Annotated in this window: 25 protein-coding genes; 11 read left to right on the forward strand and 14 right to left on the reverse strand. The window is 73.5% G+C overall.

The window, feature by feature from the left end; genetic code table 11:
- The first annotated feature begins 62 nt into the window (after window positions 1-62).
- Both L1857_RS17265 and L1857_RS17270 read left to right on the forward strand, forming a co-directional pair.
- Window positions 63-2,393 (forward strand): RelA/SpoT family protein, encoded by a 2,331-nt coding sequence (locus L1857_RS17265; protein ID WP_094008411.1) that lies wholly within the window; start codon window positions 63-65, stop codon window positions 2,391-2,393.
- 22 nt (window positions 2,394-2,415) lie between these two features.
- The gene (locus L1857_RS17270) at window positions 2,416-3,189 is read left to right on the forward strand and encodes an enoyl-CoA hydratase/isomerase family protein (protein ID WP_249465604.1); all 774 of its coding nucleotides are present in this window, start codon (window positions 2,416-2,418) and stop codon (window positions 3,187-3,189) included.
- A 55-nt stretch (window positions 3,190-3,244) separates the two neighbouring features.
- On the opposite strand, the gene L1857_RS17275 is transcribed toward L1857_RS17270, so the two are convergent.
- Window positions 3,245-4,093 carry a peptidylprolyl isomerase gene (locus L1857_RS17275; protein WP_094008387.1) on the reverse strand — a complete coding sequence of 283 codons (849 nt, stop codon included), beginning with the start codon at window positions 4,091-4,093 and terminating at the stop codon, window positions 3,245-3,247.
- A 145-nt stretch (window positions 4,094-4,238) separates the two neighbouring features.
- Between L1857_RS17275 and L1857_RS17280 the strand changes: the two genes are divergently transcribed.
- Window positions 4,239-4,844 carry an MBL fold metallo-hydrolase gene (locus tag L1857_RS17280; RefSeq protein ID WP_094008386.1) on the forward strand — a complete coding sequence of 202 codons (606 nt, stop codon included), beginning with the start codon at window positions 4,239-4,241 and terminating at the stop codon, window positions 4,842-4,844.
- A gap of 11 nt (window positions 4,845-4,855) precedes the next feature.
- Complete coding sequence (locus L1857_RS17285) at window positions 4,856-5,509, forward strand: hypothetical protein (RefSeq protein ID WP_094008410.1); 654 nt, start codon at window positions 4,856-4,858, stop codon at window positions 5,507-5,509.
- On the opposite strand, the gene L1857_RS17290 is transcribed toward L1857_RS17285, so the two are convergent.
- Window positions 5,466-5,738, reverse strand: a complete 273-nt coding sequence (locus L1857_RS17290; protein ID WP_094008385.1) for a hypothetical protein — start codon at window positions 5,736-5,738, stop codon at window positions 5,466-5,468. The genes L1857_RS17285 and L1857_RS17290 overlap by 44 nt on opposite strands.
- Before the next feature lie 87 nt (window positions 5,739-5,825).
- The gene (locus tag L1857_RS17295) at window positions 5,826-7,556 is read right to left on the reverse strand and encodes a YibE/F family protein (protein WP_249465606.1); all 1,731 of its coding nucleotides are present in this window, start codon (window positions 7,554-7,556) and stop codon (window positions 5,826-5,828) included.
- A 129-nt stretch (window positions 7,557-7,685) separates the two neighbouring features.
- Between L1857_RS17295 and L1857_RS17300 the strand changes: the two genes are divergently transcribed.
- Window positions 7,686-8,090, forward strand: a complete 405-nt coding sequence (locus tag L1857_RS17300; protein WP_094008384.1) for an SsgA family sporulation/cell division regulator — start codon at window positions 7,686-7,688, stop codon at window positions 8,088-8,090.
- A gap of 194 nt (window positions 8,091-8,284) precedes the next feature.
- Window positions 8,285-8,818 (forward strand): helix-turn-helix domain-containing protein, encoded by a 534-nt coding sequence (locus tag L1857_RS35720; protein WP_429727767.1) that lies wholly within the window; start codon window positions 8,285-8,287, stop codon window positions 8,816-8,818.
- Window positions 8,819-8,867: 49 nt separating this feature from the next.
- On the opposite strand, the gene L1857_RS17310 is transcribed toward L1857_RS35720, so the two are convergent.
- Genes L1857_RS17310 through L1857_RS17320 form a run of 3 tightly spaced genes read right to left on the reverse strand, consistent with a single transcriptional unit; the run spans window position 8,868 to window position 13,032 of the window.
- Entirely contained in the window at window positions 8,868-10,127 is a 1,260-nt protein-coding gene (locus tag L1857_RS17310; protein WP_116111758.1) for an ABC transporter substrate-binding protein, read from the reverse strand.
- Entirely contained in the window at window positions 10,124-11,212 is a 1,089-nt protein-coding gene (locus tag L1857_RS17315) for a hypothetical protein (protein WP_143266245.1), read from the reverse strand. Before L1857_RS17315 ends, L1857_RS17310 begins: the two co-directional genes overlap by 4 nt.
- Window positions 11,209-13,032, reverse strand: a complete 1,824-nt coding sequence (locus L1857_RS17320; RefSeq protein WP_249465609.1) for a serine/threonine protein kinase — start codon at window positions 13,030-13,032, stop codon at window positions 11,209-11,211. The genes L1857_RS17315 and L1857_RS17320 overlap by 4 nt, the downstream gene beginning before the upstream one ends.
- An 80-nt stretch (window positions 13,033-13,112) precedes the next feature.
- On the opposite strand from L1857_RS17320, the gene L1857_RS17325 reads away from it, so the two are divergent.
- Together L1857_RS17325 and L1857_RS17330 are read left to right on the forward strand one after the other, a co-directional pair.
- Window positions 13,113-14,153: a GlxA family transcriptional regulator gene (locus tag L1857_RS17325; protein WP_162831144.1), complete on the forward strand. Its 1,041-nt coding sequence runs from the start codon at window positions 13,113-13,115 to the stop codon at window positions 14,151-14,153.
- Between the two features lie 82 nt (window positions 14,154-14,235).
- Window positions 14,236-14,607, forward strand: coding sequence for a peptidase inhibitor family I36 protein (locus L1857_RS17330; RefSeq protein WP_162831143.1), 372 nt, complete (start codon window positions 14,236-14,238; stop codon window positions 14,605-14,607).
- A 69-nt stretch (window positions 14,608-14,676) separates the two neighbouring features.
- Here L1857_RS17330 and L1857_RS17335 read toward each other — a convergent pair whose 3' ends face one another.
- The 4 genes from L1857_RS17335 to L1857_RS17350 all read right to left on the reverse strand — a co-directional run bounded on the left by L1857_RS17335 (window position 14,677) and on the right by L1857_RS17350 (window position 19,343).
- Window positions 14,677-16,782 (reverse strand): transglycosylase domain-containing protein, encoded by a 2,106-nt coding sequence (locus L1857_RS17335; protein WP_249465612.1) that lies wholly within the window; start codon window positions 16,780-16,782, stop codon window positions 14,677-14,679.
- 78 nt (window positions 16,783-16,860) lie between these two features.
- Window positions 16,861-17,577, reverse strand: a complete 717-nt coding sequence (locus L1857_RS17340; RefSeq protein ID WP_233157493.1) for a WbqC family protein — start codon at window positions 17,575-17,577, stop codon at window positions 16,861-16,863.
- A 13-nt stretch (window positions 17,578-17,590) separates the two neighbouring features.
- Window positions 17,591-18,244 (reverse strand): YdcF family protein, encoded by a 654-nt coding sequence (locus tag L1857_RS17345; RefSeq protein ID WP_094008378.1) that lies wholly within the window; start codon window positions 18,242-18,244, stop codon window positions 17,591-17,593.
- A 7-nt stretch (window positions 18,245-18,251) separates the two neighbouring features.
- Complete coding sequence (locus L1857_RS17350; protein WP_094008377.1) at window positions 18,252-19,343, reverse strand: helix-turn-helix domain-containing protein; 1,092 nt, start codon at window positions 19,341-19,343, stop codon at window positions 18,252-18,254.
- A gap of 299 nt (window positions 19,344-19,642) precedes the next feature.
- On the opposite strand from L1857_RS17350, the gene L1857_RS17355 reads away from it, so the two are divergent.
- The gene (locus L1857_RS17355; RefSeq protein WP_094008376.1) at window positions 19,643-20,266 is read left to right on the forward strand and encodes a TetR/AcrR family transcriptional regulator; all 624 of its coding nucleotides are present in this window, start codon (window positions 19,643-19,645) and stop codon (window positions 20,264-20,266) included.
- Complete coding sequence (mmuM, locus tag L1857_RS17360) at window positions 20,263-21,141, forward strand: homocysteine S-methyltransferase (RefSeq protein WP_094008375.1); 879 nt, start codon at window positions 20,263-20,265, stop codon at window positions 21,139-21,141. The genes L1857_RS17355 and mmuM overlap by 4 nt, the downstream gene beginning before the upstream one ends.
- Here the strand turns inward: mmuM and L1857_RS17365 are convergent.
- From L1857_RS17365 to L1857_RS17380, 4 genes are read right to left on the reverse strand one after another with little or no spacing between them, the layout of a single operon-like run.
- Window positions 21,110-21,997, reverse strand: coding sequence for a UbiA family prenyltransferase (locus L1857_RS17365; RefSeq protein ID WP_116111751.1), 888 nt, complete (start codon window positions 21,995-21,997; stop codon window positions 21,110-21,112). The genes mmuM and L1857_RS17365 overlap by 32 nt on opposite strands.
- Window positions 21,985-23,217: a cytochrome P450 gene (locus L1857_RS17370; protein ID WP_116111750.1), complete on the reverse strand. Its 1,233-nt coding sequence runs from the start codon at window positions 23,215-23,217 to the stop codon at window positions 21,985-21,987. Before L1857_RS17370 ends, L1857_RS17365 begins: the two co-directional genes overlap by 13 nt.
- Complete coding sequence (locus tag L1857_RS17375) at window positions 23,218-23,793, reverse strand: prenyltransferase/squalene oxidase repeat-containing protein (RefSeq protein ID WP_249465615.1); 576 nt, start codon at window positions 23,791-23,793, stop codon at window positions 23,218-23,220. It lies immediately after the preceding gene.
- Window positions 23,745-24,812 carry a hypothetical protein gene (locus tag L1857_RS17380; protein WP_249465618.1) on the reverse strand — a complete coding sequence of 356 codons (1,068 nt, stop codon included), beginning with the start codon at window positions 24,810-24,812 and terminating at the stop codon, window positions 23,745-23,747. The genes L1857_RS17375 and L1857_RS17380 overlap by 49 nt, the downstream gene beginning before the upstream one ends.
- Window positions 24,813-24,954: 142 nt before the next feature.
- On the opposite strand from L1857_RS17380, the gene L1857_RS17385 reads away from it, so the two are divergent.
- Window positions 24,955-25,863 carry a proteasome assembly chaperone family protein gene (locus L1857_RS17385; protein ID WP_116111749.1) on the forward strand — a complete coding sequence of 303 codons (909 nt, stop codon included), beginning with the start codon at window positions 24,955-24,957 and terminating at the stop codon, window positions 25,861-25,863.
- Window positions 25,864-25,867: the final 4 nt, after the last annotated feature.

The raw sequence follows: 25,867 nt of genomic DNA on the forward strand, positions 1-25,867 counted from the left end.
GAGGTGGCCCGCCGGGGTTACGCTTGGTGGTCTACAGGCCGCGCGATCAGCAGGAGGTGGGCTTGAGCCAGGAGCTCGAAAGCCCGGCGCCCGCCCGGGAGACCCCCGACAACCGCGGCACGCAGCCGCAGGGCGTCACCAGGGCACCGTCCGCCACCCGGCGTGTCCGCGCCCGGCTCGCGCGGCGGATCACCGCCCAGCGGGCCGCCCCGGTCAAGCAGGTCCTGGAACCGCTCGCCGCGATCCACCGCGACCTGCACCCGAACGCGGACCTGAGCCTCCTGCAGCGCGCCTACGACGTCGCGGAGGAGCTGCACCGTCACCAGCGGCGCAAGTCCGGCGACCCGTACATCACGCACCCGCTCGCGGTGGCGACCATCCTGGCCGAGCTGGGCATGGACACCACCACGCTGGTCGCGGCGCTGCTGCACGACACGGTCGAGGACACCGGCTACTCGGTGGAGCAGCTGACCGCCGACTTCGGCGAGAAGGTCGCGCAGCTCGTCGACGGCGTCACCAAGCTGGACAAGGTCAAGCTGGGCACCGCGGCCGAGGCCGAGACCATCCGCAAGATGGTCATCGCGATGGCCCGCGACCCGCGCGTGCTGGTCATCAAGCTCGCCGACCGGCTGCACAACATGCGCACCATGCGGTTCCTGCCGCCGGAGAAGCAGGTCCGCAAGGCCAAGGAGACCCTGGAGGTGCTGGCCCCGCTGGCGCACCGGCTGGGCATGGCCACGGTCAAGTGGGAGCTGGAGGACCTCGCGTTCGCGATCCTGCAGCCCAAGAAGTACGACGAGATCGTCCGGCTGGTCGCCGACCGCGCGCCCTCGCGGGACATCTACCTGCGCAAGGTGATCGACGAGCTGACCGGCGCCCTGGGCGGCTCCCGCATCACCGCGAAGGTCGAGGGCAGGCCCAAGCACTACTACTCCATCCACCAGAAGATGATCGTCCGCGGCCGCGACCTGGACGACATCCACGACCTGGTGGGCGTGCGGATCCTGGTCGAGGACGTGCGCGACTGCTACGCGGCGATGGGCGTCGTGCACGCGCTGTGGCAGCCGATGCCCGGCCGGTTCAAGGACTACATCGCCCAGCCGCGGTTCGGCGTGTACCAGTCGCTGCACACCACGGTGATCGGGCCGGACGGCAAGCCGCTCGAGGTGCAGATCCGCACCTACGAGATGCACCACACGGCCGAGTACGGCATCGCGGCGCACTGGCGGTACAAGGAGACCAAGGGCACCCATCACGGCACCGCCGTCGACATCGACGAGATGGCGTGGATGCGGCAGCTGCTGGACTGGCAGCGGGAGGCCGCCGACCCCGGCGAGTTCCTCGACTCGCTGCGCTACGAGCTGGCCGCCCGCGAGATCTTCGTGTTCACGCCCAAGGGCGACGTCGTCACCCTGCCCGTCGGCGGCACGCCGGTGGACTTCGCCTACGCCGTGCACACCGAGGTCGGGCACCGCTGCATCGGCGCCCGCGTCAACGGCCGGCTGGTGGCGCTGGAACGCAAGCTGGAAAACGGCGACGTCGTCGAGATCTTCACCTCCAAGGCGGAGAACTCCGGGCCCAGCCGCGACTGGCTGACCTTCGCCAAATCACCCAAGGCGCGCGCCAAGATCCGCCAGTGGTTCGCCAAGGAACGCCGCGACGAGGCCATCGACGCCGGCAAGGACGCGATCACCAAGGAGGTCCGCAAGGTCGGCCTCCCGTTGCAGCGCCTGGTGTCGGCGGAGGCGATGGGCGCGCTGGCGGCCGAGCTGCACCACCCGGACATCAGCTCGCTCTACGCCGCGGTCGGCGAGGGCCACGTCAGCGCCAAGCACGTCGTGCAGCGGCTGGTGGCGCTGATCGGTGGCGTGGAGGAGGCCGAGGACGAGCTCGCGGCCCGGTCCACGCCGTCCACGGTCACCCGCCGCCGCGCGGCCAACGACGTGGGTGTCGTCGTCAAGGACGCCACCGACGTGTGGACCAAGCTGGCGCGCTGCTGCACCCCGGTGCCCGGCGACGAGATCCTCGGGTTCGTCACCCGCGGCGGCGGCGTCAGCGTGCACCGCACGGACTGCACGAACGCCGAGGACCTGCGCGCCCAGCCGGAGCGGCTGGTCGAGGTGGAGTGGGCGCCGTCGGCGAACTCGGTGTTCCTGGTGTCCATCCAGGTCGAGGCGCTGGACCGGCACCGGCTGCTGTCCGACGTGACGAAGGTGCTGGCCGACGAGAAGGTCAACATCCTGTCCGCGTCGGTGCAGACCTCGCGGGACCGGGTGGCGGTCAGCCGGTTCACCTTCGAGATGGGCGACCCGAAGCACCTGGGCCACGTGCTGAAGGTGGTCCGCGGCGTCGAGGGCGTCTACGACGTGTACCGCGTCACGTCCGCCTCCTGACCCCGGCGGTTAGGGTGCCGGTATGGCACCAGGGCTGGAGTTCGCGCGCGACGGGGAAGTGGCCACGCTGACCTTCGCGCGGCCGGAGAAGAAGAACGCGATCACGCACGACATGTGGGCGGCGATCCCGGACGCCGTCGCCGCGGTGGAGGCCGATCCGGCGCTCAAGGTGCTCGTGCTGACCGGCGCCGGGCCGGACTTCTCCGCGGGCGCGGACATCTCCGAATTCGGCAGCCTGCGCTCCACCGCGGACGGCGCCGCCGCCTACGACGAGGTCGTCGAGGGCGCGGTGACCGCGCTGGCCGGCATGACCAAGCCGACCGTGGCGAAGATCCGCGGCAACTGCATCGGCGGCGGCTGCCAGATCTCCGTCGCCTGCGACTTCCGCTTCGCCGAGGACGGGGCGCGCTTCGGGATCACCCCGGCGAAACTCGGCATCGTCTACGACTTCCGCTCCACGCGCCAGCTGGTGTCGCTGATCGGGCCCGCCCACGCGCGCTACTTCCTGCTGTCCGGCCGGCTGATCGACGCCGCCCGCGCCCGCGAGATCGGCCTCGTCAACGACACGTTCGCCGACCTCGACGCCGGGGTGTCGGACTTCGTCACCACCCTGTGTTCCCGTTCGCAGGCCTCGATCCGCGGCATGAACCGGATCATCGGCAAGATCCTCGACGGACAGTCCGAAAGCGACGGCGAGGTCGAGGAGATCCGCTCCGCGGCCATCCACGGCGAGGACTACGCCGAGGGCGTGGCGGCCTTCCTGGGCCGCCGCCAGCCGAAGTTCACGGCCTCCTGAACGCGGCAGCGGCCTGGGGTCCACACTGGACTCCAGGCCGCTGCCGGGACGAGGATCAGCCGATCGTCACCGCGGTGAACTTGACCTCCGTGTTCGGCTTGCCGCCGCCCGGGCTCGGGTCGAAGCTGCCGTCGTGGCCGGCGCGGGCCACCTTGTCGAGCACCTCCAGGCCGGCGTCGGAGATCGAGCCGAACACGGTGTAATCCGGGCTCAGCTCCGCCGGGCCGTACACCATGAAGAACTGGCTGCCGTTGGTGTTCGGGCCCGCGTTGGCCATCGCCAGCAGGCCGCGGCCGTAGGTCAGCTCGGGGAAGGTCTCGTCGGCGAACGAGTAGCCCGGGCCGCCGCTGCCGGTGCCGCTCGGGTCACCGCACTGCAGCATCATCAGGCTCGCGTCGGTGCCCAGCCGCGCGCACGACGTGTCGGTGTAGTACCCCTGCTGCGCCAGGCTCAGGAAGCTGTTCACGGTGCACGGCGCGAGCGCGCGGTCCAGCGTCAGCGGGATGTCCCCGGCGGTGGTCTTCAGGGTGACGTTCACCGTGCCGGTCGACGGGATGTCCTTGCCCTGCGGCGGGTTGTTCGGCTTGGCCGCGGACTCGCCCGGCGTGGCCGGGTACTCGCACTGCACCGGGTTCGGCAGCGGCGTCGGCCGCTGCGGCACCGCGGCGCGCTGCGTCGGGATGTTCAGTCCGGAGGACGGGGCCGTCGTCGGGGAGGCGGCGGCGTCACCGCCGTCACTGCCGCGGGTCGCGAAGAACACCACCAGCCCGGCGACCACGACCACCGCGCCGACGGTCGCGCCGACGCCGACGATCTTGCGGCGTTTCGCCTGCTCCGCCCGGCGGGCCATCTGCCGCTCGAGCTTGCGCTTCGCGGCCTCACGGCGCTGCTGGTTGGTCGCCACCTGCCCTCCAGAATCCACTCGACGTCACCGATCGGGTGGCGGCAGTCTATGGGCACAGCCTGTGAGGACCCTGTACAGCCCCGGTTAGGGTGGGTGCCGGACATCCCGGGCACGGGTGGACGCGCGGACGCGGAGGTGGATTTTCGTGCTCGTCGTCGGGTTCCCGGCAGGCGCGCTGCGGGCCAACTGCTACCTGCTCGCGCCCGGCCCGGGCACCGCGTGCGTGGTCGTCGACCCGGGCGAGGACTCGGCCGGCCGCGTCGCCGAGGCGCTCGCCGAGCACCGGCTGACCCCGGCGGCGGTGCTGGCCACCCACGGCCACCCCGACCACGTCGGAGGCGCTCCGGTGCTGACTGCGGCCCACGACGTTCCGATGTGGATCCACCCGGCCGACCGCGGCCTGCACGACGGCTTGCCCGCGGACGTGCGCGACCTGACCGGCGCGCCGCTGGAACTGGCGGGCCTGGTGATCGACGTCGACCTGGTGCCCGGCCACACCGACGGCTCGGTGGTGTTCCGCGTGACCACGCCCGAGGGCGGCCGCCTCGCGCTGACCGGCGACACGCTCTTCGCGGGCTCGGTCGGCCGCGGCGACCAGCGGCGGCTGGGGGAGTCCCTGCGTGACGTGCTGCTGCCGCTGCCCGATGACACGGTGGTGCTGCCCGGGCACGGCCCGGCCACGACGATCGGCCGTGAGCGGGCCGGCAATCCGTTCCTGAGCGGGGCGCGCAGCGTCGTCCCGATGCCGTGATGGGGGAAGAAGTGACCGAGCCGAAGAAGCCGGCCGAACCGCGGCGGCTGCCGCTGCACCAGGAGGATCCGGGGCTGGCCCGGCGCCGGCTGCTCTCCGGTCTGGCCGGGGTGCTGATCATGGCCGCGGCGTTCGGCGGCATCGCGGGACTGATCGGCGGGCAGGTCCCGGGCCTGGTCACCGCGGCGGTGGTGGGGTTGCCGCTGCTGTACGTGGTGGTGTGGAACGTGCGGCGCAAGCTGTGGCTGGAGGGCACCGCGGTGCTGGTGCGCACCTTCCGCACCCGCCGCGTGGACCTGGCTCAGGCGCGGCGGATCGACCTGCTGGTCACCGACGTCCGCGGGGCGCGCACGGTCAGCCTGCTGTTCAACTCCGGGCAGCGCGGCCAGGTCGTCAAGATCGACCTCGCCGTCTACGCCGGGACCGGCGGGCGCGAGCTGCCCATCCTCACCCTGCGGCGGCTGGCCGACGCGGTGGCGAACAACATCGAGGCCAACGGGCTGGTCTTCGCCGAGCTGCTGGTCGCGCAGCTGCGGGCCGAGGCGCGCGGCGCGGGTGTGCCGGACCGGCCCCTCTACCAGCTGGCGTCCGCTGCGCCGCCGGGCAAGATCGCGCAGCGGTTCACGATGGAGGCCGTGAGCCGGTTCGTGGCGCGGCTGGGCTGACCTCGCCGTCGCGGCCGCCGAGCCGGTTCTCGATCGCGGTCAGCTGCTCGCGGATGCCCTCCAGCTGGTAGACGATCTCCGGCAGCTCCTCCGCGGCGAAGGTCGCCAGCCGTTCCAGGTGCTTGGCCGCGTCACGCAGTTCGGTGAGCGCGGTCGCGATGCGCGGCAGGCTCGTGAGCGTGCGGACGGCGGCGTTCGTCAGGCGCCGCGGCAATGCGTGAACGACCAAGACCCCTCCCCGCCGGACGGGAACCGTGTGCCCGGCCTTCGTACCCCATGGCGAGGGGCCTGACCAGCGCGGGGTGCTCGCCTGGGGCTAGTGATCGCTGCTGTGCCTGGTGGGGCTGACGGGTTCGCGGCTGGCGATCATCGCGGCCAGCACGGTGGTCACCGGCACGGCCGCGACGATGCCGACGCTGCCGGCCAGGGTCCGCACGATCTCCTGCGCGACGTCCTGCGAGCCGAGGATCGCGCCGAGCCCGACGCCGGAGATCGACGAGTACAGCATCACCGGCAGCGCGGCGCCGGCGTAGGCCATGACCAGCGTGTTCACCGCCGAGCCGACGTGGTCGCGGCCGATCCGCAGCCCCGCGGAGTACAGCTCGCGCCAGGTCAGCGACGGGTTGGCGCGGCGCAGCTCCCACACGGCGCTGGTCTGGGTGACGGTGACGTCGTCGAGCACGCCGAGCGCGCCGATCACGATGCCGGCCAGCAGCAGGCCGCGCGCGTCGATGCCGTGGCCGAGGGAGGCGATGAGCGTCGAGGTGCTGTCGTCCAGCCCGGTCAGGGACGCGGCCGCGGAGAAGGTCGCCGACAGCGCGCCGATCAGGGCCAGGCTGACCAGCGTGCCCAGCACGGCGACGGAGGTGCGGGCGGACAGGCCGTGGGTCAGGTACAGGGCGATGAACATGATGAGCCCGGCGCCGACGATCGCGACGAGCAGCGGGTTCTCCCCGGCCAGGATCGCGGGCAGCACGAACGCCACCAGCACGACGAAACTGAGCACCAGCGCGCCGAGCGCGGCCAGGCCGTGCCAGCGCCCGAGGACGACCACGGCGATCGCGAACAGCGCGGCGAGCACGGCGAGCGGGAGGCCGCGCTGGAAGTCGACCAGCTGGTAGGAGCCGGGATCGGCCGCATCGCCGCCGTTGTAGGCCAGGACGACGTCGTCGCCGGCGCTGAAGCGCGGGGTGCTCGGCTCGATGGGCACGGTCAGCTCGACGGTGCGCCCGCTGCCCGGCCCGTCGGTGAGGGTGATGGTGGCGGTGAGGCAGGGCTTGGCGTCCGGCTGGTCGCCGACCTGCACCTGACCGGCGGCCAGGCAGGGGCCGGAGGTGGCGGTGCTGATGGTGCCGTGGACGGGGGTGCCCTGCGAGATCGCCGAGTCCGGTTCGGCCTGGCCCCAGGGGTAGAGCAGCAGCAGGCCGGCGACGGTGGCGAGCGCGATGGGGGCCAGCAGCCAGATGAGGAGGAGCTTGACGCGCCGGGAGGCCGGCGGTGCGGGGGAGTGGCCGTGGCCGTGCCCGTGCCCGGTGGGTGGCGCGGCGGCGCGGGGCGGGGTGTCTTCGGAGCGGCGCGCCCGGTGGCCGGTGCTTTCGGCGCGCCCCCGTCGCGGGCGGCCGGCTCCGCTCGCACGATGCGCCGCGCGCGGAAGGCTCGCCTCGGAGGGCCCGGCGGCCTCGTCCGATCCGGCAGGGCTCCGGGGCGGGCGCGCCGTGCGCTCGTCAGGGTTCCGGCGGCCAGTGCGACGCGAGTCCGCTTCGGCGGCAGTCGCGCGCGATCGCCGGCCGGTGCCCGGGGCGCCGCCACCAGCACGTGCGGAGCTGCCACTTCCGGTGCCGTGACGCCCGTCCGCTCGGTGCTCCGCGGAGGAAGCCCCCGCGGCGGGCCGGCCACCCAGGGCGTCGCCACCCGCGGGCCGGGCGGGGGAGTCGCCGGTCTCGGCGTAGCGCCGCGCCCGTCGCGCGCGGCGGGGGTCGGCAGCAGGCGGCCCGGGGATCCGGCGGATCGGGCCGGTCTCCGCCGTGGGGTCGTCGTCGTGCTGCATCGGTCCATCGTCCCGCCCGCCGCCGTCACTCCAGCGGGTGGGTCGTGAAATTCCTCCGCGAAACCGCGTAACGACGGCCCCCCGGATCCGTCCTATTGGCGAAGAGCCGCGGGAGGACAGGAGGCCATCGTGCACGCGGAAACGGTCGAGGAGCACCAGTTCGTCAGCCTGGACGGCTACGACATCCCGGTCTTCTCGCGGTGGAGCTACACCACCGCCGATCCCTACGCCATCACCCTCGCTTTCCGGGCCGACCGCGGCCGCTGGGTCGAGTGGTGCTTCGCGCGGGACCTCCTCGTCGCCGGGATCAGCGAACCGGCGGGCGAGGGCGACGTGCGGATCCGGCCCGACCTGCCGACCGGTCCGGACCAGCTGCTCATCGAGCTGGAATCGCCGGACGGGTACGCCGTCGTCGAGCTCAGCCGCGAGGGCGCGGCCCGCTTCATCGCCTCCACCCACGCGCTCGTCCCGCTCGGCGCGGAGAGCGCCCTGGTCGACGTGGACGGGTTCATCGCGGAGATCACCAAGGTCTGAAACCCGTTCCCCGCGGCGGCGAACGGCGTTCACCCGGTCGTGATCCTGCACCCGGCCGCCGTCGCCGAGCGGGCCACCGTCTCCGCCCTCGTCGCCGCGCGGCACGCCGTCGCGGGCGTCAACGGCATCACCCCCACCGGCTCGTCGGTCGGGCCGGCCAGGCGACCTTCGACGCCAAGGTCGCCGAACGCCTGGTGGCCGCGTTGGACGCCCGGCCCCGGGGGAAGCCCTCGCTGCCGGACGGACTGACCGCACGCGAGGCGGAGGTCGTCGGGCTCATCGCCCGCGGGCTGACCAACGCGGAGATCGCCGCCGAGTTGTGCATCGGCGAGGCGGTGAAGACCCACATCAACAACGCGTTCGCGAAGATCGGCGTCCGGCACCGTGCCGAAGCCGTCCGCTACGGCCTGGAGCACCAGCTCTGGCCCGTGCCTACGTGGAAAGCCGGGCGGGACAGGGCAGGCGCCGGGGAAGCGGCTGGAAGGGGGCCGTCACCAGGGGCGCCCTCGACCACCTGGACGACCGGAACCGCCCGAACGACCACCGGCGCTGAGACACGGCCGGGGAAAGGGTCTGGGGACATGACCGGCGGACTGCTCCTGGCCGACGGCGACGGCATCATGGGCGAGCTGCTGCACGACTTCCTCGTGAAGGGCCTCATCGTGGTGGTGCTGGTGCTCATCGCCATGGTGGTGATCTGGAAGACCGCCGGCCGGAAGCGGGACTGATGGCTCCGCACGGCGGCACTCCGTCACCTCAGGTCGCAGGCCGTGGCGCTCAGCGTCCACAAGGGACGCTCAGCCACTCCTGCGGGCTGACGCCCAGCCGGATCCGGTCGAGTTGCTCCAGCAGCGTCTCCAGGCGGCCGGGGTCGTCGAGGTACTCCAGCGTCGCGCGGTAGAAGGCGTTCGCCATCGTCGCGGGCATCAGGTCCGAGGCGTCGAAGCAGAGGGTGCCGCCGGAGCGCAGCGTTTCGGCGATCTTGCGCGCCGCCGGGTGGCCGTCGTAGACGCGCAGGTCCACCGAGCGCGTCGCGGAGAACGCGCTGCCTCCGCTGACCCGCGGCCAGATCTCCTGCGCCGCCGGGGTCGCCAGGTACCGGATCAGCGCCCGCGACGCCGGCGTGTCGGTGAACATCCCCGCCAGATCGGCCGACACCTCGTACGTCCCCGGCGCCACGTCCGGCCCGGCCGGCGGGACGGCCACGAAGTCCAGCTCACGTCCGGCGTCCGGGTAGCGCGCCAGCATGAACGAGCCGTTGTGCTCGTAGGCGCAGCTCTGCGGCGAGGTCAGCATGCCCTTGCCGGCGCCGGCGAAGTTGGTCAGCAGCACCCGGCCCGGGTTGTCCCCGACGGTGCCGGCCATCATCGCGCCCCACGTCTGCCACGCGCGCCGCACCGCGGGCGCGGTCCACGCCAGCTGCCCGGCCGCCCACTGGCGGTAGACGTCCGGTCCGGACTGGTGCAGCAGGACGTCCTCCACCCAGTCGGTGCCCGGCCACCCGGACACCGGTGGCGCGCTCAGCCCGAGGCACCACGGGCGCGCGCCGGTCGCGGCCGCGAACTCGTCCCAGGTGCCGGGCTGGGCCAGGCCGTGCAGCGCCGGGTTGAACCACACGATGCTCTTCAGGTCCACCTTCACCGCGATCCCGTACAGGTGCGCCTGCCCGGCCACCTGCAGCTGGAGCCACTGTGGACCGTAGATCTCCGCCGGCGGCGCGCCGAGCACGTCGTCCAGCGGGTACAGGTTGTGCGAGCGCACGTAGGTGACCAGCTCACCCGGGTTCGGCACGACCGCGATGTCCGGCGGGTTGCCGTTCTGCACGTCCGAGGCGAGCACCTGCGACACCGCGCGCGTGCCCTGGTAGTGCACCCGGATCCCGGTCTCCGCGGTGAACCCCGCCAGCACCTGCTCGAACGCCGCGCCCTCCGCGCCGGTCCACGACGCGAGCACGGTGATCGTGCGCGTGCCCGCCCCGGCGCCGCAGCCGGTCAGGCACGCGGCGAGCAGGATCAGCACCCCGGCCAGGCCCCTCATGAGCGGAACCGGTATTCGTCGAGCCGGGCGTGCAGCCCCCACCCGGCGAGCACGGCGATCGCCAGCGTCACCGCGGGCACCACCAGCGGCAACTGGCTGCTCGCCGCGGCCGCCTCCAGCCGGTCGCTGACGTCCCGGGTGCCCGCCGCGGTGGTCGCCTCGTCCGGAATGGTGCCCGCCACGCTCGTCGGCACCTGGCCCGCCGCGCCCACCGTCGGCCCGCAGTCCCCGCCCCGGCAGTGCGCGGTGACCAGGCGGATCAGCTTGTCCTGGCCGTCGGCGTCGGTCAGCGCCATCCGCCGGTCCCACCCGGCCAGCACCTCGGTCAGCCGGTCTCGCGCGGTGTCCAGCCGGTGCGCGGCGACGAGGGTGAACATCATGCTGGCGCACAACCCGAGCAGCAGCAGCGTGGCCGCCAGCAGCTGCGGGTTCACCAGCCGCTGGAAGCGCTTTCCCAGGTACAGCTGGGTGACGCACAGCAGCGCGAGCAGCACCGCGATCGGCACCGCCCACAGCGCGGGCGTGGCCGGGTGCAGCCAGCCGGTGGTCAGCTGCCGCGCCAGGGCCTGCTCCTGCACCGACCGCAGGTCGCCGAGCTGCTCCAGCACGCCGTCGGGGGAGTGCAGCAGCTGCGAGGAGGCGTCCCACAGGTCCGCCGTGCCGACGACCTCGCCGCCGCCCTGCCGGTAGTGCGCGTCGGCCTGCGCGACCGCGGCCCGGTAGGCGGCGAGCAGTCCCTCGACCAGGCGCAGGATCTGGCTGCCCGCGTCCCCGGCCTCGTTCAGCTCGGCGACGCGGGTGAGGCTCTGGCTCGCCAGCGCGGTCTGCGTCGCGTACTCGGTGCCGGCCCCGGCGAGGCGGACCTCGCCGGAGGTGAAGCTGCGCACCGCCGCCCGGTCCGCCCGGATCAGCGCCGACTCGGCCGCCGCCACCTCGACCACCGCCTGCGCCGTCCGGTCCCGCACGGTCTCCGCCGCCATCTGCACGCCCCGCACCGTGGCGAACCCGGTGACCAGCACGGCCAGGGTGGTCACCAGCAGGGCCACCCGCAGCCGGACCAGCGTGCGCCGCGTCGTCGAGCTCACCACAGGGACCTCGCTCGCACGCCGTTGGCCCGGTCGATCAGCACACCGTGCTCGTCCGCGGTGCGGGCCTGCCGCGACAGCTCGCGGTAGGACCGTTCCAGCCGGTCCCGCAAACCCTTCTCCGACACCGGATTCCCCAGCACCGGGCCGGGCGGCAGCGAGCCGTCGCCGTGCTCCAGCACGAAGGAGAAAGCGCTCTCCTGCACCGCGGTCGCCAGGCGCTGCCACGACTCCTCGCTGTCCAGCGTCAAGGTGTGCAGCCGGTCGGCGGCCGCCGCGACGTCGCTCGCCGACGGGTGCGCGCCGCCGGGCAGGTGACCGGCGAGGATCCGGACCGCGGCCACCGCGGCGCCGTGCCGGTGCAGCGAGATCTCCGGCACCTCGTCGAGGATCGCCACCGCCGCGCCGCGCTCCCCGGCGCGCAGCCGGATGCGCGCCAGCCCGAACGCCGCGCTGGCCTGCAACCGGTCGCACGCCCACACCGCCTGGTAGAAAGCGGCCGCGGTGTCCGGCCGCGACAGGTACTCGGCGCAGAACCCCAGCGCCAGTTTCGGCGCGAGCTCGCCGGGGGTGGCCCGGTAGACCTCGTCGAACAGCTCCCCGGCCTCGCGCACCCGGTCCTCCGCCAGCGCCAGCAGGCCGCGGTGCCAGCTGGTGCGCCAGTCGTGGTGCGCCCGCCAGCCCAGCTGCCGCTCCGCCGACCGCAGGCAGTGCCCCGCCGCGGTCAGGTTGCCTGCTTCCAGGTGCGCGCGGGCCCGGTGGAAGTCCACCTCCACCGATCCCGGGACGCGCGCGAGCTTGGTGAGCAGCCGCCGCGGGTCCGGCGCGCGCACGGTGTGCAGCAGCGGCGTGTGCGGGTCGTCCGGATCGGGGAACGGCACGGGCAGGCCGGTCGCCACGTCCGCCGGGGAGGGCCGCCCGCCGGCCAGGGTGGTGCTGCCGCCGCCGGTCCACGTGGTCAGCGGCGGGGCCAGGCTGAGCCCGTCGTCCAGCAGCGCCGCGGATTCGGCGAACACCGCCGACCGCGCCGGCCGCGACTTGCCGTCGGTCAGGCAGCGCACCTCGCGCAGCACCCCGCGCACCTGGTTCAGCATCTCCGGCACGTCGGCGAAGCGCCGGTCGTAGCCGGCGGTCGCGCGGGCGACCAGACGGCGGAACGACTCCGCCCCCGGATCGCCGTCGCCGCACTCGACCAGCTCGTCGAGCATGACCCCGACGGCGTGGATGTCGGCCCGCTCGGTCAGCCCGTGCTCGCGGATCTCGGTGTGGCCGACCAGGTAGGGCGTGGTGCCCAGGATCGGGCTCTCCCGGTCGCCGGTGCGGCGGATCGCGCCGAAGTCGATCAGCTTGGCCGAGCGGCGCGTGCGGATCACGTTGTCCGGCTTCATGTCGCAGTACAGCAGGCCCTTGCCGTGCAGGTAGGCCAGCGCGCCCAGCACGTCGACGGCGCACGCGAGCGCGTCGGCGATCGTCATCCCGCCCGCGTCACGCACACTCCGCAGCGACGGCCCGTCGACGTGGTCCATCACCAGGTACCGCAGGCCGCGGTGGGTGACGACGTTGACGATGCGGACGATGTTGGGGTGTTCGAGCGCGGTGAGCACGCGGCTCTCGTGCACGGCCAGCTTGATCGCGGCCGTGTCGTGCGGGCGGGTCAGGCCCTTGAGCACCACCTGCTTGCCCTGCAGGTTCCGGTCGCGGGCGAGGTAGACGTAGCCGAACGCGCCGCGGGCGAAGCACCGGTCGACCTCGTACTGCCCGGCGACCAGCTCACCCGGCCCGAGCCCGGCGGGTTCCGGGGGCTCTTCCTCGAAGCCCACTCACCGGAGGTTACGACACGGCCCCGGTGCGTGGCTAGGTTGACCCCAGGCTGTCCGCCACGACGCGAAGGGGGTGTGACGTGCCAGCCGAGGACAGCGCGGTCCGGCGCGTGCTTCTGGTCGCCTACGACGATGCGCAGATTCTCGACCTCGCCTGCCCCAGCGCGGCGTTCGAGATCGCGAACAACCGCGGCGCGGCGCCACCGTATGCGATCGAGCTCGCCACGACGCGCGGGCGGCAAGTTCGCAGTTCCTCCGGAATCGGCCTGACCGGGGCCCGGCGGCTGGCGGCGGTCACCGGGCGGCTCGACACGATGCTGGTCGTCGGGGGACCGGGGACGGAAACCGCCATGGCCGACGATGGGTTGCTGACGCAGGTGCGCCGTCTGGCGCCGCGCTGCAGGCGGATCGCGTCGGTCTGCACGGGCGCCTTCGTGCTGGCGGCCGCGGGCTTGCTCGACGGCCGCCGCGCCACCACGCACTGGGAATACGGAGATCTGATGGCCTCGGCGTTCCCGGCCGTCACCGTCGACGTGGCGCCGCTGTACGTCCGCGACGGCAACGTCTACACCTCCGCCGGGATCACCAGCGCTCTGGACCTCACCCTGGCGTTGATCGAGGACGATCACGGACCGACCCTGGCCCGTGAGGTCGCCCGGGAACTGGTCGCCTACCTGCACCGGCCGGCCGATCAGGCGCAGATCAGCACGTTCCTGGCCCCGCCGCCCGGCGGCCGGATCGTCCGGGACCTGCTGGGGTACGTCGCCGCTCACCTTCCGGCGGATCTCAGCCCACCGGCGCTGGCGGCCCGCGCCGGGATCAGCACCCGGCACCTCACCCGTCTCTTCACGAGCCAGCTGGGAGTCACGCCGGCTCGCGCGGTTCGCCGGGTGCGCACCGAAGCCGCCGCCCACCTGGCGCGCGGCAGCGACCTGTCGCTCGCCGCGATCGCACGGCGGTGCGGGTTCCGGTCCGCGGAGACGCTCCGCCAGGCGTTCCTGAGCCACTACGGGATGACCGGGGACAGGATTCGCAGGATCACGGACATGCCCCGGCCGCTGACCCCGGCGCTTCCCGAGACTGACCGGTGTCAGGAACAGGGGCAGCCGCGCGAGGCGTAGTCATCGTGGTTCGACTGGGGATGTCCGGGGAGACAGCGGCGCATCGCGGGTACTGCCATCGACCGAAACCGGAGGATCCGTCGTGCACCGACCTCTTGCCCAGCTCTCGATCGCCTTGTCCGTCGCCGCCGCCTTCACCGCCCTGGCGGTACCGGCCGCGCAGGCGTCCCCGATCCACGTCTACTCGTTGAGCGACTGCCCGAACGGGCGGGTCTGCATGTGGACGGAAGGCAACTTCGCCTACGCCCCGACGGCCTACCCGGCGGTCTCCTTCCGCTCGCTGAACCCCGGCGACCACGACCGGGTCAGCAGCTGGGCCAACAAGACCCCGTACCAGTACTGCCTGTACGACAACGGCAACAAGGAACTCCTCGACACCCTCTCCCCGGGCAAGTCCCGCCGGACGATGCCGGAGGGAACCAACGATCGGGCGGACAGCTACGGGCGTTGCTGAGCCACGACCACGCCCACCGGCCAGGTGATCAAGCGGGAGGCCGGGCGACCCGGCCTCCCGCTGCGCCGGCTACGCGCGGGCCCGCAGGTACGCCGGATCGGCCGCGGGGATCGGGGTGTCCGGGCGGTTGCCGAGGATCTCGTTCATCGCGTGGAAGTACGGCGGCGCGGCCACCGTGCCGCCGAACGCGCCGTGCCCGCACGAGCCCAGGTGCACCGGCGGGCCGGGGCAGATTTCGGCCGGGTGCGGCCCGTCGGCGAAGACCATGGACGACACGGCGTAGTCGTCGACGCCGCCGACGAAGGCCACCGACTCGCTCCGCTGCGTCGTGCCGGTCTTGCCGAAGTCCGCGTGGTGCCAGCCCGCCGCGGCGGCCGCCGCCGCCGACGTGCCCGACACCGTGTCCTGGCTCAGGCCGTTCAGCAGCGAGTCCGCCAGCCCCGGCGGCACCGCCTGCTCGCACGCCTGCCGCCGCACCGGGACGTCGTGCCCGTACCGGTCGGTGACCGACAGGATCGGGTCCGGCGGGCACCAGGTGCCACCGCTCATCAGCGTCGCCGGCACGTTCGCCACCTCCAGCGGGCTCACCGGGCTGTTGCCGAGCGTGAACGACAGCTTGTCCTGGAAGTACTGCGACTGCGGCTGGCTGTACTGCGGGTCCGGCGACGACGGGTCGGGTTTCGCGCCCGCGTCGTTCGTGGTCAGCGTGTTCCGCAGGCCCAGCCGCCGCGCCACGTCCAGCACCGCGGGCATGCCGACCTGCTGCTCCAGGTTGACGAACGCGACGTTCGGCGAGGTGGCCAGACCGTCCCGCAGCGAGATCGGGTCCGGGTAGTGCACGCCGTCGTTCTGCACGCAGTACGGCTGCGTGTACTCGTTCGCTCCGGGCTGGGTGAAGCACTGGCCGGCCTGGTTGGGCAGTGGCGTGTCCAGGCCCGCCTTGCCGCTCTCCAGCGCGGCGGCCGCGGTGAAGATCTTGAAGGACGATCCGGCGCCGAACACGTTGCCCGCGCCCGCGACGATGTTGGTCGCCGTCTCGCCCCGCGCCGGGTCCGTGCCGTAGTTCCGGTTGGCGACCATCGCGAGCACCTCGTGGGTGGTCTGGCCCGGCCGGATCACCGCGAAGGTGTTCGCGACGCCGTCCTGCGTGACCGGCACGTTCGCGTCCACGGCGTCCTTCGCGATCCGGCTCACCCGCGGGTCCAGCGTGGTGCGGATGACGTACCCGCCGGTCTCCAGCTGGTCGGCGATGAACCCGGACCGGATCAGGTAGCTCTCCGCGTACTGGCAGAAGAAACCGGCGTCCGGCGCGGCGCCCAGGCACGTGCTGGACGGGACGTCCGGGCCGCCGGGCCGGACGCCGAGCGGCGCGGCCTTCGCGGTGGCGCCGTCGGCCGCGGTGAGGGCTTTCGTGCCGACCATCGCGTCGATCACCAGGTTCCGCCGCTGCCGGGCCTGGTCCGGGTGGGTGTAGGGGTTGAAGAGGCTGGGGTTGTTCACCATCCCGGCCAGCAGCGCGGCCTGCGGCACCGTCAGCCTGTCCGGCGTGGTGCCGAAGTACGCGTGCGCTGCGGCGCCGACGCCGTAGATGTTGCCGGTGAACTCGACCACGTCGAGGTATCCGGTGAGGATGTCCTCCTTGGACACGGTCTGTCCGAGCTGGACGGCGATCTTGGCCTCGCGCAGCTTGCGGGCGATGGTGTCGGCCTGGTCGGCCAGCTGCGCCGCCCGGTCGTTCCGGTCGACGACGTTGACGAGGTAGTTCTTGACGTACTGCTGGGTGATCGTCGACCCGCCCTGCGTGCTGCCGCCGGAGGAGTCGTGCAGCGCGGCGCGCACCATGCCCTTCACGTCGACGCCGCCCTCGTCGTAGAAGCGCCGGTCCTCGATCGACACGATCGCGGCCTTCATCGCCGGGGAGATCTGCCCGGCGGTGACCGGGAGGCGGTACTGGTCGAACAACGTCGCGATCGGGGTGCCGTCCCGGTCGGTCACGGTGGTCACCAGCGGCTGCTCGCTGCCGGCGAGCGTGGCGGAGATCCCGTCCACGGCGTCGGCGACCTGGTTCGACAGCACACCCGCGCCCAGCACGACGGGCGCGGCGACCCCGGCGGCGAGCACCCCCGCGACCGCGCAGAAGGCGAGGAACCGGGGCACACCACGAGACGGACGCACGGGAGCCGAGGGTAAGCGGGCCGCCGTGAAGACCCGGTTGCCGGAATGGTCTTTACCTTGTGGACAAGGGGTCTTGGGTCAGCGCGCCGGCACGCAGTCCACGGCGAGCGCGTCGCGGACACCGGCCGCGCCGCGCTGCGCGAACGCCCACAGCGCGCTGGCCGTGCGCATCCCGCGTTCCCGGCTCAGCGGGGGTGGCGGGGGGTAGCGCACGTGGAGCCCGCGCTCCAGGAACGGGCGCTCCGACAGGTACTTCGCCCCGCCCGGCCCGCACAGGTAGGTGCCGGCGCCGACCGCGGCGGCGAGGTCGGCCAGCCGCTGCGACCGGCCCTCCCGCGAGGGCAGGTCGCTGCTGCGCACCACCGCGCCGCGCCAGCCGAGCCGGTGCAGCATCGCGCGCACCGACACCTCGGCCACGACCGCCGGCCGCTCGTTCAGCGCCAGCGCGGCGAGCACCTCCTCGACCAGCTCGCCGGTCTCGCGCCAGTGCGGGCAGCGGCCGTAGTACTGCCGCACCAGGCGGGACACCGTGCGGTGGGTGCCGGCCGGATCGGCCAGGAGCAGTTCGCCGATCCGGCTGTCCCGGCCGCGCGGGCGGTGCACCGGCACGGTCAGCCAGCGCTGGGCCTCCGGGTCGGCGGCCGCGGCGAGCCGGGCGCGGTGCTGGTAGTCGCGGGCGTTGAACTGCACGTCGTCGAGCACGACCCACACGTCGGCGCGGAGCAGTTTGCCCAGTGTGGACAGTCGGGGGAAGAGATTCGGTTGATGGACGGCGCAGGAAAGCGTCTCGGACACGGGCCGTATGGAATCACAGCATGCGGCTGCGGAATCCGGCGGCCACCAGTCGGCGATAGGCCGAATACACGATCGGGGGAATTTTCTGCGGAATGGCGAAACCCTTTCGGGGATACTCGATGAGGCGCTGGAAATCGCCCACGATCATGTCGATCAGTTCGGTGCCGTGCTGCGTCCGCAGCGCGTACTCGGTCAGCGACACCGGGGCCGAGGCGCACACCGGCTCGACCTCCGGCCACACCTTGCGCGTCGTCGCGAACGCCCGCCGCTCCATGTAGGGCATGGAGACCAGCATCAACGACGAGACCTCGATGCCCGCGGCGGCGAGAACCCGCCGCGACAGCGCGATGTTCTCCCCGGTGTTGGTCGCGTGCGGCTCGACGAGGATGGCGTCGTCGGGCACCCCGAGTTCCAGCGCCCGCTCCCGGTAGTGCACGCCCTCGCCGCGCGGGAAGGCACGCGCGGTCTCGCGGCTGTTGCCGCCGCTGAACACCACGACCGGGAACAGCCCGCGGTGGTAGAGTTCGGCCGCGTGCGCGGCGACGCCGAGGTCGTTGCAGCCCAGCGCCACCGCGGCCGAGCACGGTTTCGGGCGGTGGCGCAGCCGGTGGAACTCCCAGACGAGTTCGGCGTCGGCCCACACCGTGTCGAGTAGTACTTTGCGCATGGGTTTCTCACCGGGACTCGAAACGGCGGCGAATGCCGTCGATGCTGCGCAATTGGTGCATGAGCCCGTAGCGGGTGGAAATGCGCGCGGTCCGGTCCAGAATGGCGAGCCCGGAATCCGCGGTGGCGGTGTCGGAGAGCAGGATGTGCGCGTGCGCGGTGTCCAGCCGCACCTGCTGCAGCGGGGTGTCGTCGACCCGGTTGGTCAGGGCCACGTCGATGGCCCGGCCGGCCGCGGTGAGATCGCCCGCGCCGCGGTGGGCCAGCGCCAGCTTCTGGTGCGCGATCGACCAGTCCGCGGGCTCTTCCAGCGCCTCGAACTCGCGGATGGCCGGCACGATGTGGTGCGTCGCCGTCTCGTGCAGCCCGCGCTTGCTCAGCGCCGTGCCCACCCACAGCCGGGCGCGCGTGCGGTCGTGCGCGGACAGCCGCTCGTCGGCGGTCAGGCTTTCGTAGCGCGCGGCGGCCGAATCCAGCTGCCCGGACATCTCGTCGATGACGACCAGCTGCAGTTCCAGCTGGGCCACGCGGCGCGGGGACTCCAGCTCGGTGAACACGCGCAGCGCCTGCCGGTAGACGTGCTCGGCGGACAGCGGGCCGCGCAGCGCGCCCTGGTCCTGCCGCACCTCGCCGAGCAGCCGCAGCGACCGGCCGTAGAGGTACATGCCCTGCCGGTCGGAGCTGTTCGGCTCGAACCGGGCCAGCCAGCGGTCCAGCAGCGTGCGCGCGAGCCGGAACTCCTGGCGCCCCAGGCACGCCACCGTGCGGTCCAGGTCGTCGGTCCAGGCCTCGTAGTCGTAGCGGGGGACCGGTTCCGGCGCGCGGCCGGCTTCGCGCGCCTGGGTCACCAGCACCTCGAACCGGGTGCGGGCGCCGGCGTCGGCCCTGGCCAGAGCGGTGTCGAGGATGGCCTGCGTGTCCGGCCGCGGCACCGTCGAGGTGCCGCCGCTCTCCCATTTGGCGACGGTGCGCGCCGCGACGCCGAGGTAGGCCGCGAACCCCCGCACCGACAGGCGGAGGGCGTGCCGCAGCAGCCGCGCCTCCCGCCCCGTCCACTGCTGGGCGGTCGCGGCTCCCGGAGGGTTCGTCCCGGCGGCCACACGATCAGGGTAACCACATCGGGGGGCGGTAAGTACACCGAAAGTGCAACGGTGGTTCGTTTCCGTCACGAGTTCGCTCGTTCAGGCTAGAGCAAGGCACTCGTCGCCGGGTTGACTCCTTTGTCCCGGGCCGATCCCCGGCGCCGGGTGCCGCTCCACCCTCCCTCCCGTGCCGGGGCGGGCGCGCTCCTCGTGCCCGCGGGATCTCCGCGCCCGCCCCGGCGCGGATCCCGCGCTGCGGCAGGGGAAACCGCCCGCGCGGAGGTGTCGTCCCCCGGACGGCGCACTACGATGGGGTGATGACCGGCATTTCCACGCCTGCCCGGAACACGTTCCGCGAGCAGCAGTGGCGGGAGGCGCACGACCGTTACCTCGAGTGCGCCCGCGAGGTCTTCGCCCGTCTCGGCTACCACGCCGCCACGGTCGCCGACATCGTGGCGGCCGCCAACGGCAGCCGGGCCACCTTCTACGCGCACTTCCGCGACAAGGCCGACATCGCGGCGGCGCTGTTCGAGCGGATCCTGCCGGACACGGCCGCGCTCTACCGGATGCTCGCGCGCTTCCCGGAGCTGACCCGCGACCGCGTGCGCGACTGGCTGGACGAGCACGTGCTCGCGTTCTGGGCACGCTACGCCGTGGAGATCGACGTGCTGACGCAGGCGGTCGCCGACGACCCGCGCGTCGCGGCACGGCACTACCAGTGGGGCGTGGACGCGGCGCGGGAGCTGGCGCCGTACCTGACACAGTGGACCGGCGAGCACGAGCAGGCCGGGCTGACCCGCGCGCTGTTGCTCGTGCTGCAGCTGGAACAGGCGTGCTACCACTGGCTGATCCGCGGCGTCGGTCACGACCGCGCGCTGGTGCTGGACGTGCTCGCCGACGTGTGGTGGCGCGAGCTGACCTTCCTGCGCACCGGCCCGTGACCGTCGTGCTGGACGGTGGGCTGGCCACCGAACTGGAGGCGCGCGGGCACGACCTGTCCGGCGAGCTGTGGTCGGCCCGGCTGCTCGCCGACGACCCGGCCGCGATCGTCGCCGCGCACCGCGCGTTCTTCCGCGCCGGGGCGCGGATCGCGACCACCGCGAGCTACCAGGCGAGCCTCGGCGGGTTCGCGGAGCTGGGCCTGGACTCCGGCGAGGCGGTCCGGTTGCTGGAGCTGAGCGTCGAACTCGCCCGCGAGGCACGGGTGACCGGCGACGAGCTGGTCGCCGCCTCGATCGGGCCGTACGGCGCCACGCTCGCCGACGGGTCGGAGTACCGCGGCCGCTACGGGCTGACCGTGGCGGAGCTGACCGCGTTCCACCGCCCCCGCGCGGAAATCCTCGCCGCGGCCGGGCCGGACCTGCTGGCCTGCGAGACGGTGCCCGATGTGGACGAAGCCGAAGCGATGCTGCTCGCCATCGAGGGGCTCGGCGTCCCGGCGTGGCTGTCCTACACGATCGAGGGCGGGAGCACGCGCGCCGGGCAGCCCCTGACCGAGGCGTTTTCGGTCGCTCGCGGCAACGACCAGATCGTGGCCGTGGGCGTGAACTGCTGCGATCCGCGGGATGTCGCGGTGGCGGCGCGGATCGCGCGGGAGGCGAGCGGGAAACCGGTGATCGCCTACCCCAACAGCGGGGAGACCTGGGACGCGCGGGCGCGCCGCTGGACCGGGCAGGCACGGTTCTCGCCGGAGGCGGTGCGCGACTGGCTCGCCGCCGGCGTCGAGTACGTGGGCGGGTGCTGCCGGGTGCGCCCGGACGACATCGCCGCGCTGGCCGCGGTGGTCACGCCAGGAGGGGGATCGCCACCAGCGTGAGGTCGCCGGCCAGCACGATCGGCGTGGCGAGCCGGCGCATGCGGGACAGGGAACCGCGCGGCCCGGCCAGCGCGATCATCCCGGCGAGGAAAGCGCCTTCGGCGACCACCCCGGCAACCGCCCAGCCCGGGCCGTACCGCCACCACAGCCCGCAGCCCAGCAGCGCCAGCCCGGCCGCCACGACCCCGCACGAGATCACCAGCGTCCGGCGCGGACCGTACCGCGCGCCCGGGGTGCGCACCCCCGTCCGCGCGTCGGCGGCGTGGTCCGGCGCGGAAAACCACGCCGTGCGGCCGAACGCGAGCACGCACAGCCCCGCCAGCACCGGCACCATCGACCGCTCCAGCGCCGGCCGCACCGCGAAGTACGACGCCAGCCCCGGCACCGCGAGGAACCCGGCCCCGAACACCGCGGGACCGGCGAACCCGCGTCGCTTCAGCCGCACCGGCTCCAGGTTGTACGCCAGGTGCGCGGCCAGCGCCACCGTGATCACCAGCAGCGCCGCCCACCGGCCCAGCCACACCGCCACCGCCGCGCCCAGCGCGAGCGCTGCCGCTGCTTCGGCCGCCGCCCAGGCGAAGATCCGCCCGCTGCCGATCCGCCGCGCCGCGCCCGCCAGGGCCGTCTTGTCCCGGTCCTGCTCGTCGGTGCGCAGATCGGCCGCGGTGTTCAGCGCCAGCGCGGCCAGCAGCACCAGCAGGGTGGCCGCCACGGTGAGCAGCACCGGTCCGCCGAGCAGGTGCCGCGGATCCGCGAACGCCGCACCCCAGCAGGCGTAGGCCAGATAGCTCAGCGGCAGCGGGAAGTGCAGGCGGTGCACGAGAACCACGTCGCGCCACCACGTCAGTCCCGGCACGCCACCACTTCCACGCGCAGCCGGGCCGACGGCGCCATCGCGTGCCCGCGGAGCTTCGCCACCCCGGCCCGCGGGTTGACGCACCGCAGCGCGCGGCGGCGCAGCAGGGCGGTGGTGATCATCCGGATCTCCAGCTGCCCGAGCTGGCTGCCCAGGCAGAACCGGGTGCCGCCGCCGAAGGGAAGGTAGCCCTCGGGCACGCCGCGGCGGCCCAGGAACCGGCCGGGGTCGAAGGTGTGCGGGGACGGGAAGTACTCGGACCGGTGGTGCGCCAGGTAGATCGCGGGGGTGAGCACGGTCCCGGCGGGCAGTGTCCGGCCGAGCAGCTCTGCCGTCTCCGGCAGCGCCCGGTTCCCGGCGACCTCGACCGGCGGGTGCAGCCGCAGCACCTCGGAGATCACCGCCTGCAGCACCGGGACCTCCGCCGGATCGGAACCGTCGCCGGTGGTGGCGGCCAGTTCGGACAGCACGGCCTCGCGCAGGTCGGCCCGGCGCGTGAGCCAGTACAGCGTCCACGCGGTCGCCGACGCGGTCGTCTCGTGCCCGGCGAACAGCAGCGACACCACCTGGTCGCGCAGCTCGTCGTCCGGCACCGCGCCGAGCCCGCCGTGCCCGGTCAGCAGCGGCGACACCAGGTTCCGCGGATCCGCCTTCGCGGCGGCGACCAGCCGCGCGTCCAGCTCCGCGCCCGATGCGGGCAGGCCGCCGCGCAGGAACCGGTGGGCCAGTGCGCGGCGGCGCGACCCCAGCGCGTGGTCCAGCCACGCCGTGACATCGCGCAGCAGCGCCGGATCCGCCTCACCCAGGATGATCCGCGCGACGATGTCCAGCGCGAGCCGCCGCGTCCACGCCGCCAGGCCGAACACCGTGCCCGCGCCGAGCGCGTCGATCGCCGCCGCGGCCGCCTGCGCGATGAGGCCGTGGTAGGCCCGCAACCGCCGTCCGCGCAGCGGTGCGCCGAGCAGCTTGCGGTACGCCGCGTGGCGCGCGCCGTCGGCCCACAGCATCGACTTCGGCCCCAGCAGCGGGGCGAGCGAGCGGCTGCCCGGGTGCCGCAGGCGCGGGTCCTGCCGGAACAGCGCCGTGAGCGCTTCGTGGTGCCACACCAGGATCTTCGGCGCCGGGCCGGTGCGCACGTCCAGCATCGCGGCCGGGTCGTCGGCGTGCGCGTCGAGGAACCGCAGCGGTGCGGCGGCGAGCGCGAGTTCCACCCGGTTCATTCACGCCGTCCGCTCGGCCGGTGCCGGCTCGAGCCGCGCCAGCAGCGCCGCGACCCGCGGCCGGCGGCGGGCCAGGTGCAGCGCGGCGATCCCCTCCGCGCGCACGATCCGGCCCGGGGTGTACAGGTCCTTGTCGTGCCACAGCGGGGGATGCGCGGTGTCCGGCCAGGACAGCAGGAACACGCAGCCGCGCGCGGCGGCCTCGTCCGCCCACGGCTCCCCGGCGCGGGCCAGGACCTGGACGGCGTAGGCGGTTTCCTCGAACGTGCCCTGCCAGCGGCCCCACGAGCCGTCCGGCCGCTGCGTCGCCGCGATCCACCGCAGCGCCCGGGCGCGGGCCGTCGCGCCGCGCCCGCTGCCCGCCAGCGCGAGGAAGCACCGCGCGGTCGCGTAGTACGGGGAGGCGTGCCACTTGTCGGTCCAGCTGCCGTCCGGGTGCTGCTGGTCCCCGATCCACGCGGCGACCCGTCCGGCCACTTCGGACGGTCCGTGCGCGCAGAGCGCCTGCAGCACGTGGGCGTTCGTGGTCACCGACGGCGTGCGCTCGTCCGGGTAGGTGCAGAAGTGACCGTCCACGTGGTACTCCCGCAGGCAGTCCAGCGGATGCGGCCGGCCCTGCGCCGCCAGCGCGTACAGGGCGGTGGAGGTGTCGTCAGCGTCCGGCGGCAGGCCCGCCCGCCCGCGAGGCCGTGCGGGCCGATCTCCGCGGCCAGGTCGTCGAGCACCTCGTCCGGGACGGTCACCGCCAGGCCCGCGTCGGCGAACGTGGACAGCACCCAGGAGCGTTCGAACACCGTCAGCGGCGCGGCGACCGGCACCGCTCCGCCGTGGCGCGCCTGGACGTTCTCCAGGTACCGCAGGCCGGGGTGGGCGCCGCCCTCGCCGCCGAGCCAGGCCGCGGTGGCGGCGGGGGAGCAGCCCAGCCCGTTCTCGCCGGGGGCGGAGCCGACGTTGCGCGCGGCCGGCCCCAGCGCCTCCAGCGAGTGCAGGATCTTGTCCGGCAGCGCCCGCCCGTCCTCGGCCAGCCGGCGCAATTCGTGCAGCAGGGCCGGGTGCGTGCCCTCGGGGTGCGGCAGGCGGCGGCCGCCGGTGAGCACGACGCCGTCGGCCGCCAGCGCGTCCAGGTGCGCGTTGAGCGCGGACACCAGCGACGGCACCAGGATCTCGACCGCGACCGTGTCCGGGAGGCGGACCCGCAGGTCCGGGCCCCACCGCGTGGACAGCGCCCGCAGCCCGTGCTCCGCGGCGGCCGCGATCGCCGGGGCGCCGGTGCGGCGGAACTCGGTCAGCAGGCCCTCGGTGGCGCTCAGCGTCGGGAGCAGACCGTAGCCCTCCGGCCCGCCCCAGCCGCCGTCGGCGGCCTGCCGGTCGAGCAGGAACGCGACGCGGCCGGCGTGCCCGGGCAGTCCGGGCAGGAGCGTGACGAGACGGGCGGTTTCGTACACCGACGGGGAGAAGTCCCCGTACGGATCGGTGACCATGGCGCGCAGCAGGTGGTGCGCGTGCTCGGCCAGGTCGGCGGTCATGGGCGGTCCCTCGTGGTCCAGCGGCACGTTGATCACGCTCGGTGTACCGGCCGTGACGGAGAGATCCAACCTAGCATCCCTGAACACCGTTCTTAACCGGTTTCGCCCGAGTGGCGCAGTAACCCGGTGGAACGAAACCCTTCGATGGGATGGATCTCGGCCCTCGCTACGTTGAGTGTCGAGGAGAGGTGCCCGGAACAGGCAGGAGGCTGTGGTGTTCGATCCGACGGATCTCTACGAGGTGGACTCGGAGCTCCCGGAGTTGAGCGGGGCGGTGCTGTTGCACCAGCTCGACGGCTTCATGGATGCCGGCCAGGCGGGGGCGCTGGTCAGCGAGCACCTCAAGGCGAACTGGGACAACCGGGTGGTGGCCCGGTTCGACGTGGACCGGCTGATCGACTACCGCGCGCGGCGGCCGGTGATGACGTTCGACACCGACCACTGGGAGAGCTACGACACACCAGAGCTGGCGGTGCGGCTGTTCCACGACGAGGTCGGCACGCCGTTCCTGTTGCTGAGCGGCCCGGAGCCGGACGCGATGTGGGAGCGCTACGCCGCCGCGGTGCGGACGCTGGTGGAGCGGTGGGACGTGCGGATGACCGTGTCGTTCCACGGGATCCCGATGGGCGCGCCGCACACGCGCCCGCTCGGCGTGACCGCGCACGCGACCCGGCGCGAGCTGATCGGTGACTACGAGCCGGTGCTCAACCGGCTGGAGGTGCCGGGCAGCGCGCTGAACCTGACCGAGTTCCGGCTCGGCGAGGCCGGGCACGACGCCGTCGGGTTCGCCGCGCACGTGCCGCACTACCTGGCGCAGTCCCGCTACCCGGCGGCGGCGCTGACCGTGCTGGGCTCGATCACGCGGCTGGCGGGCCTGTCCCTGCCGGACGAGGCGCTGCGGGCGGCCTCCCGCCGCACGGACGCCGAGATCGCCCGGCAGGTGGCCGAATCCGACGAGGTGGCCGACGTCGTGCACGCGCTGGAGCGGCAGTACGACCTGTTCGTCGAGGCGATGGACGGGAAGAAGACCCTGCTGGCCGACGAGAGCGCGATGCCGACCGCCGAGGAGCTCGGCGCGGAGTTCGAACGCTTCCTGGCCGAACAGGACCGCCGCGACTGAGCCC

Origin of the sequence: Amycolatopsis thermalba, from assembly GCF_023376025.1 — a bacterium.
GTDB classification, from domain to species: domain Bacteria; phylum Actinomycetota; class Actinomycetes; order Mycobacteriales; family Pseudonocardiaceae; genus Amycolatopsis_E; species Amycolatopsis_E thermalba.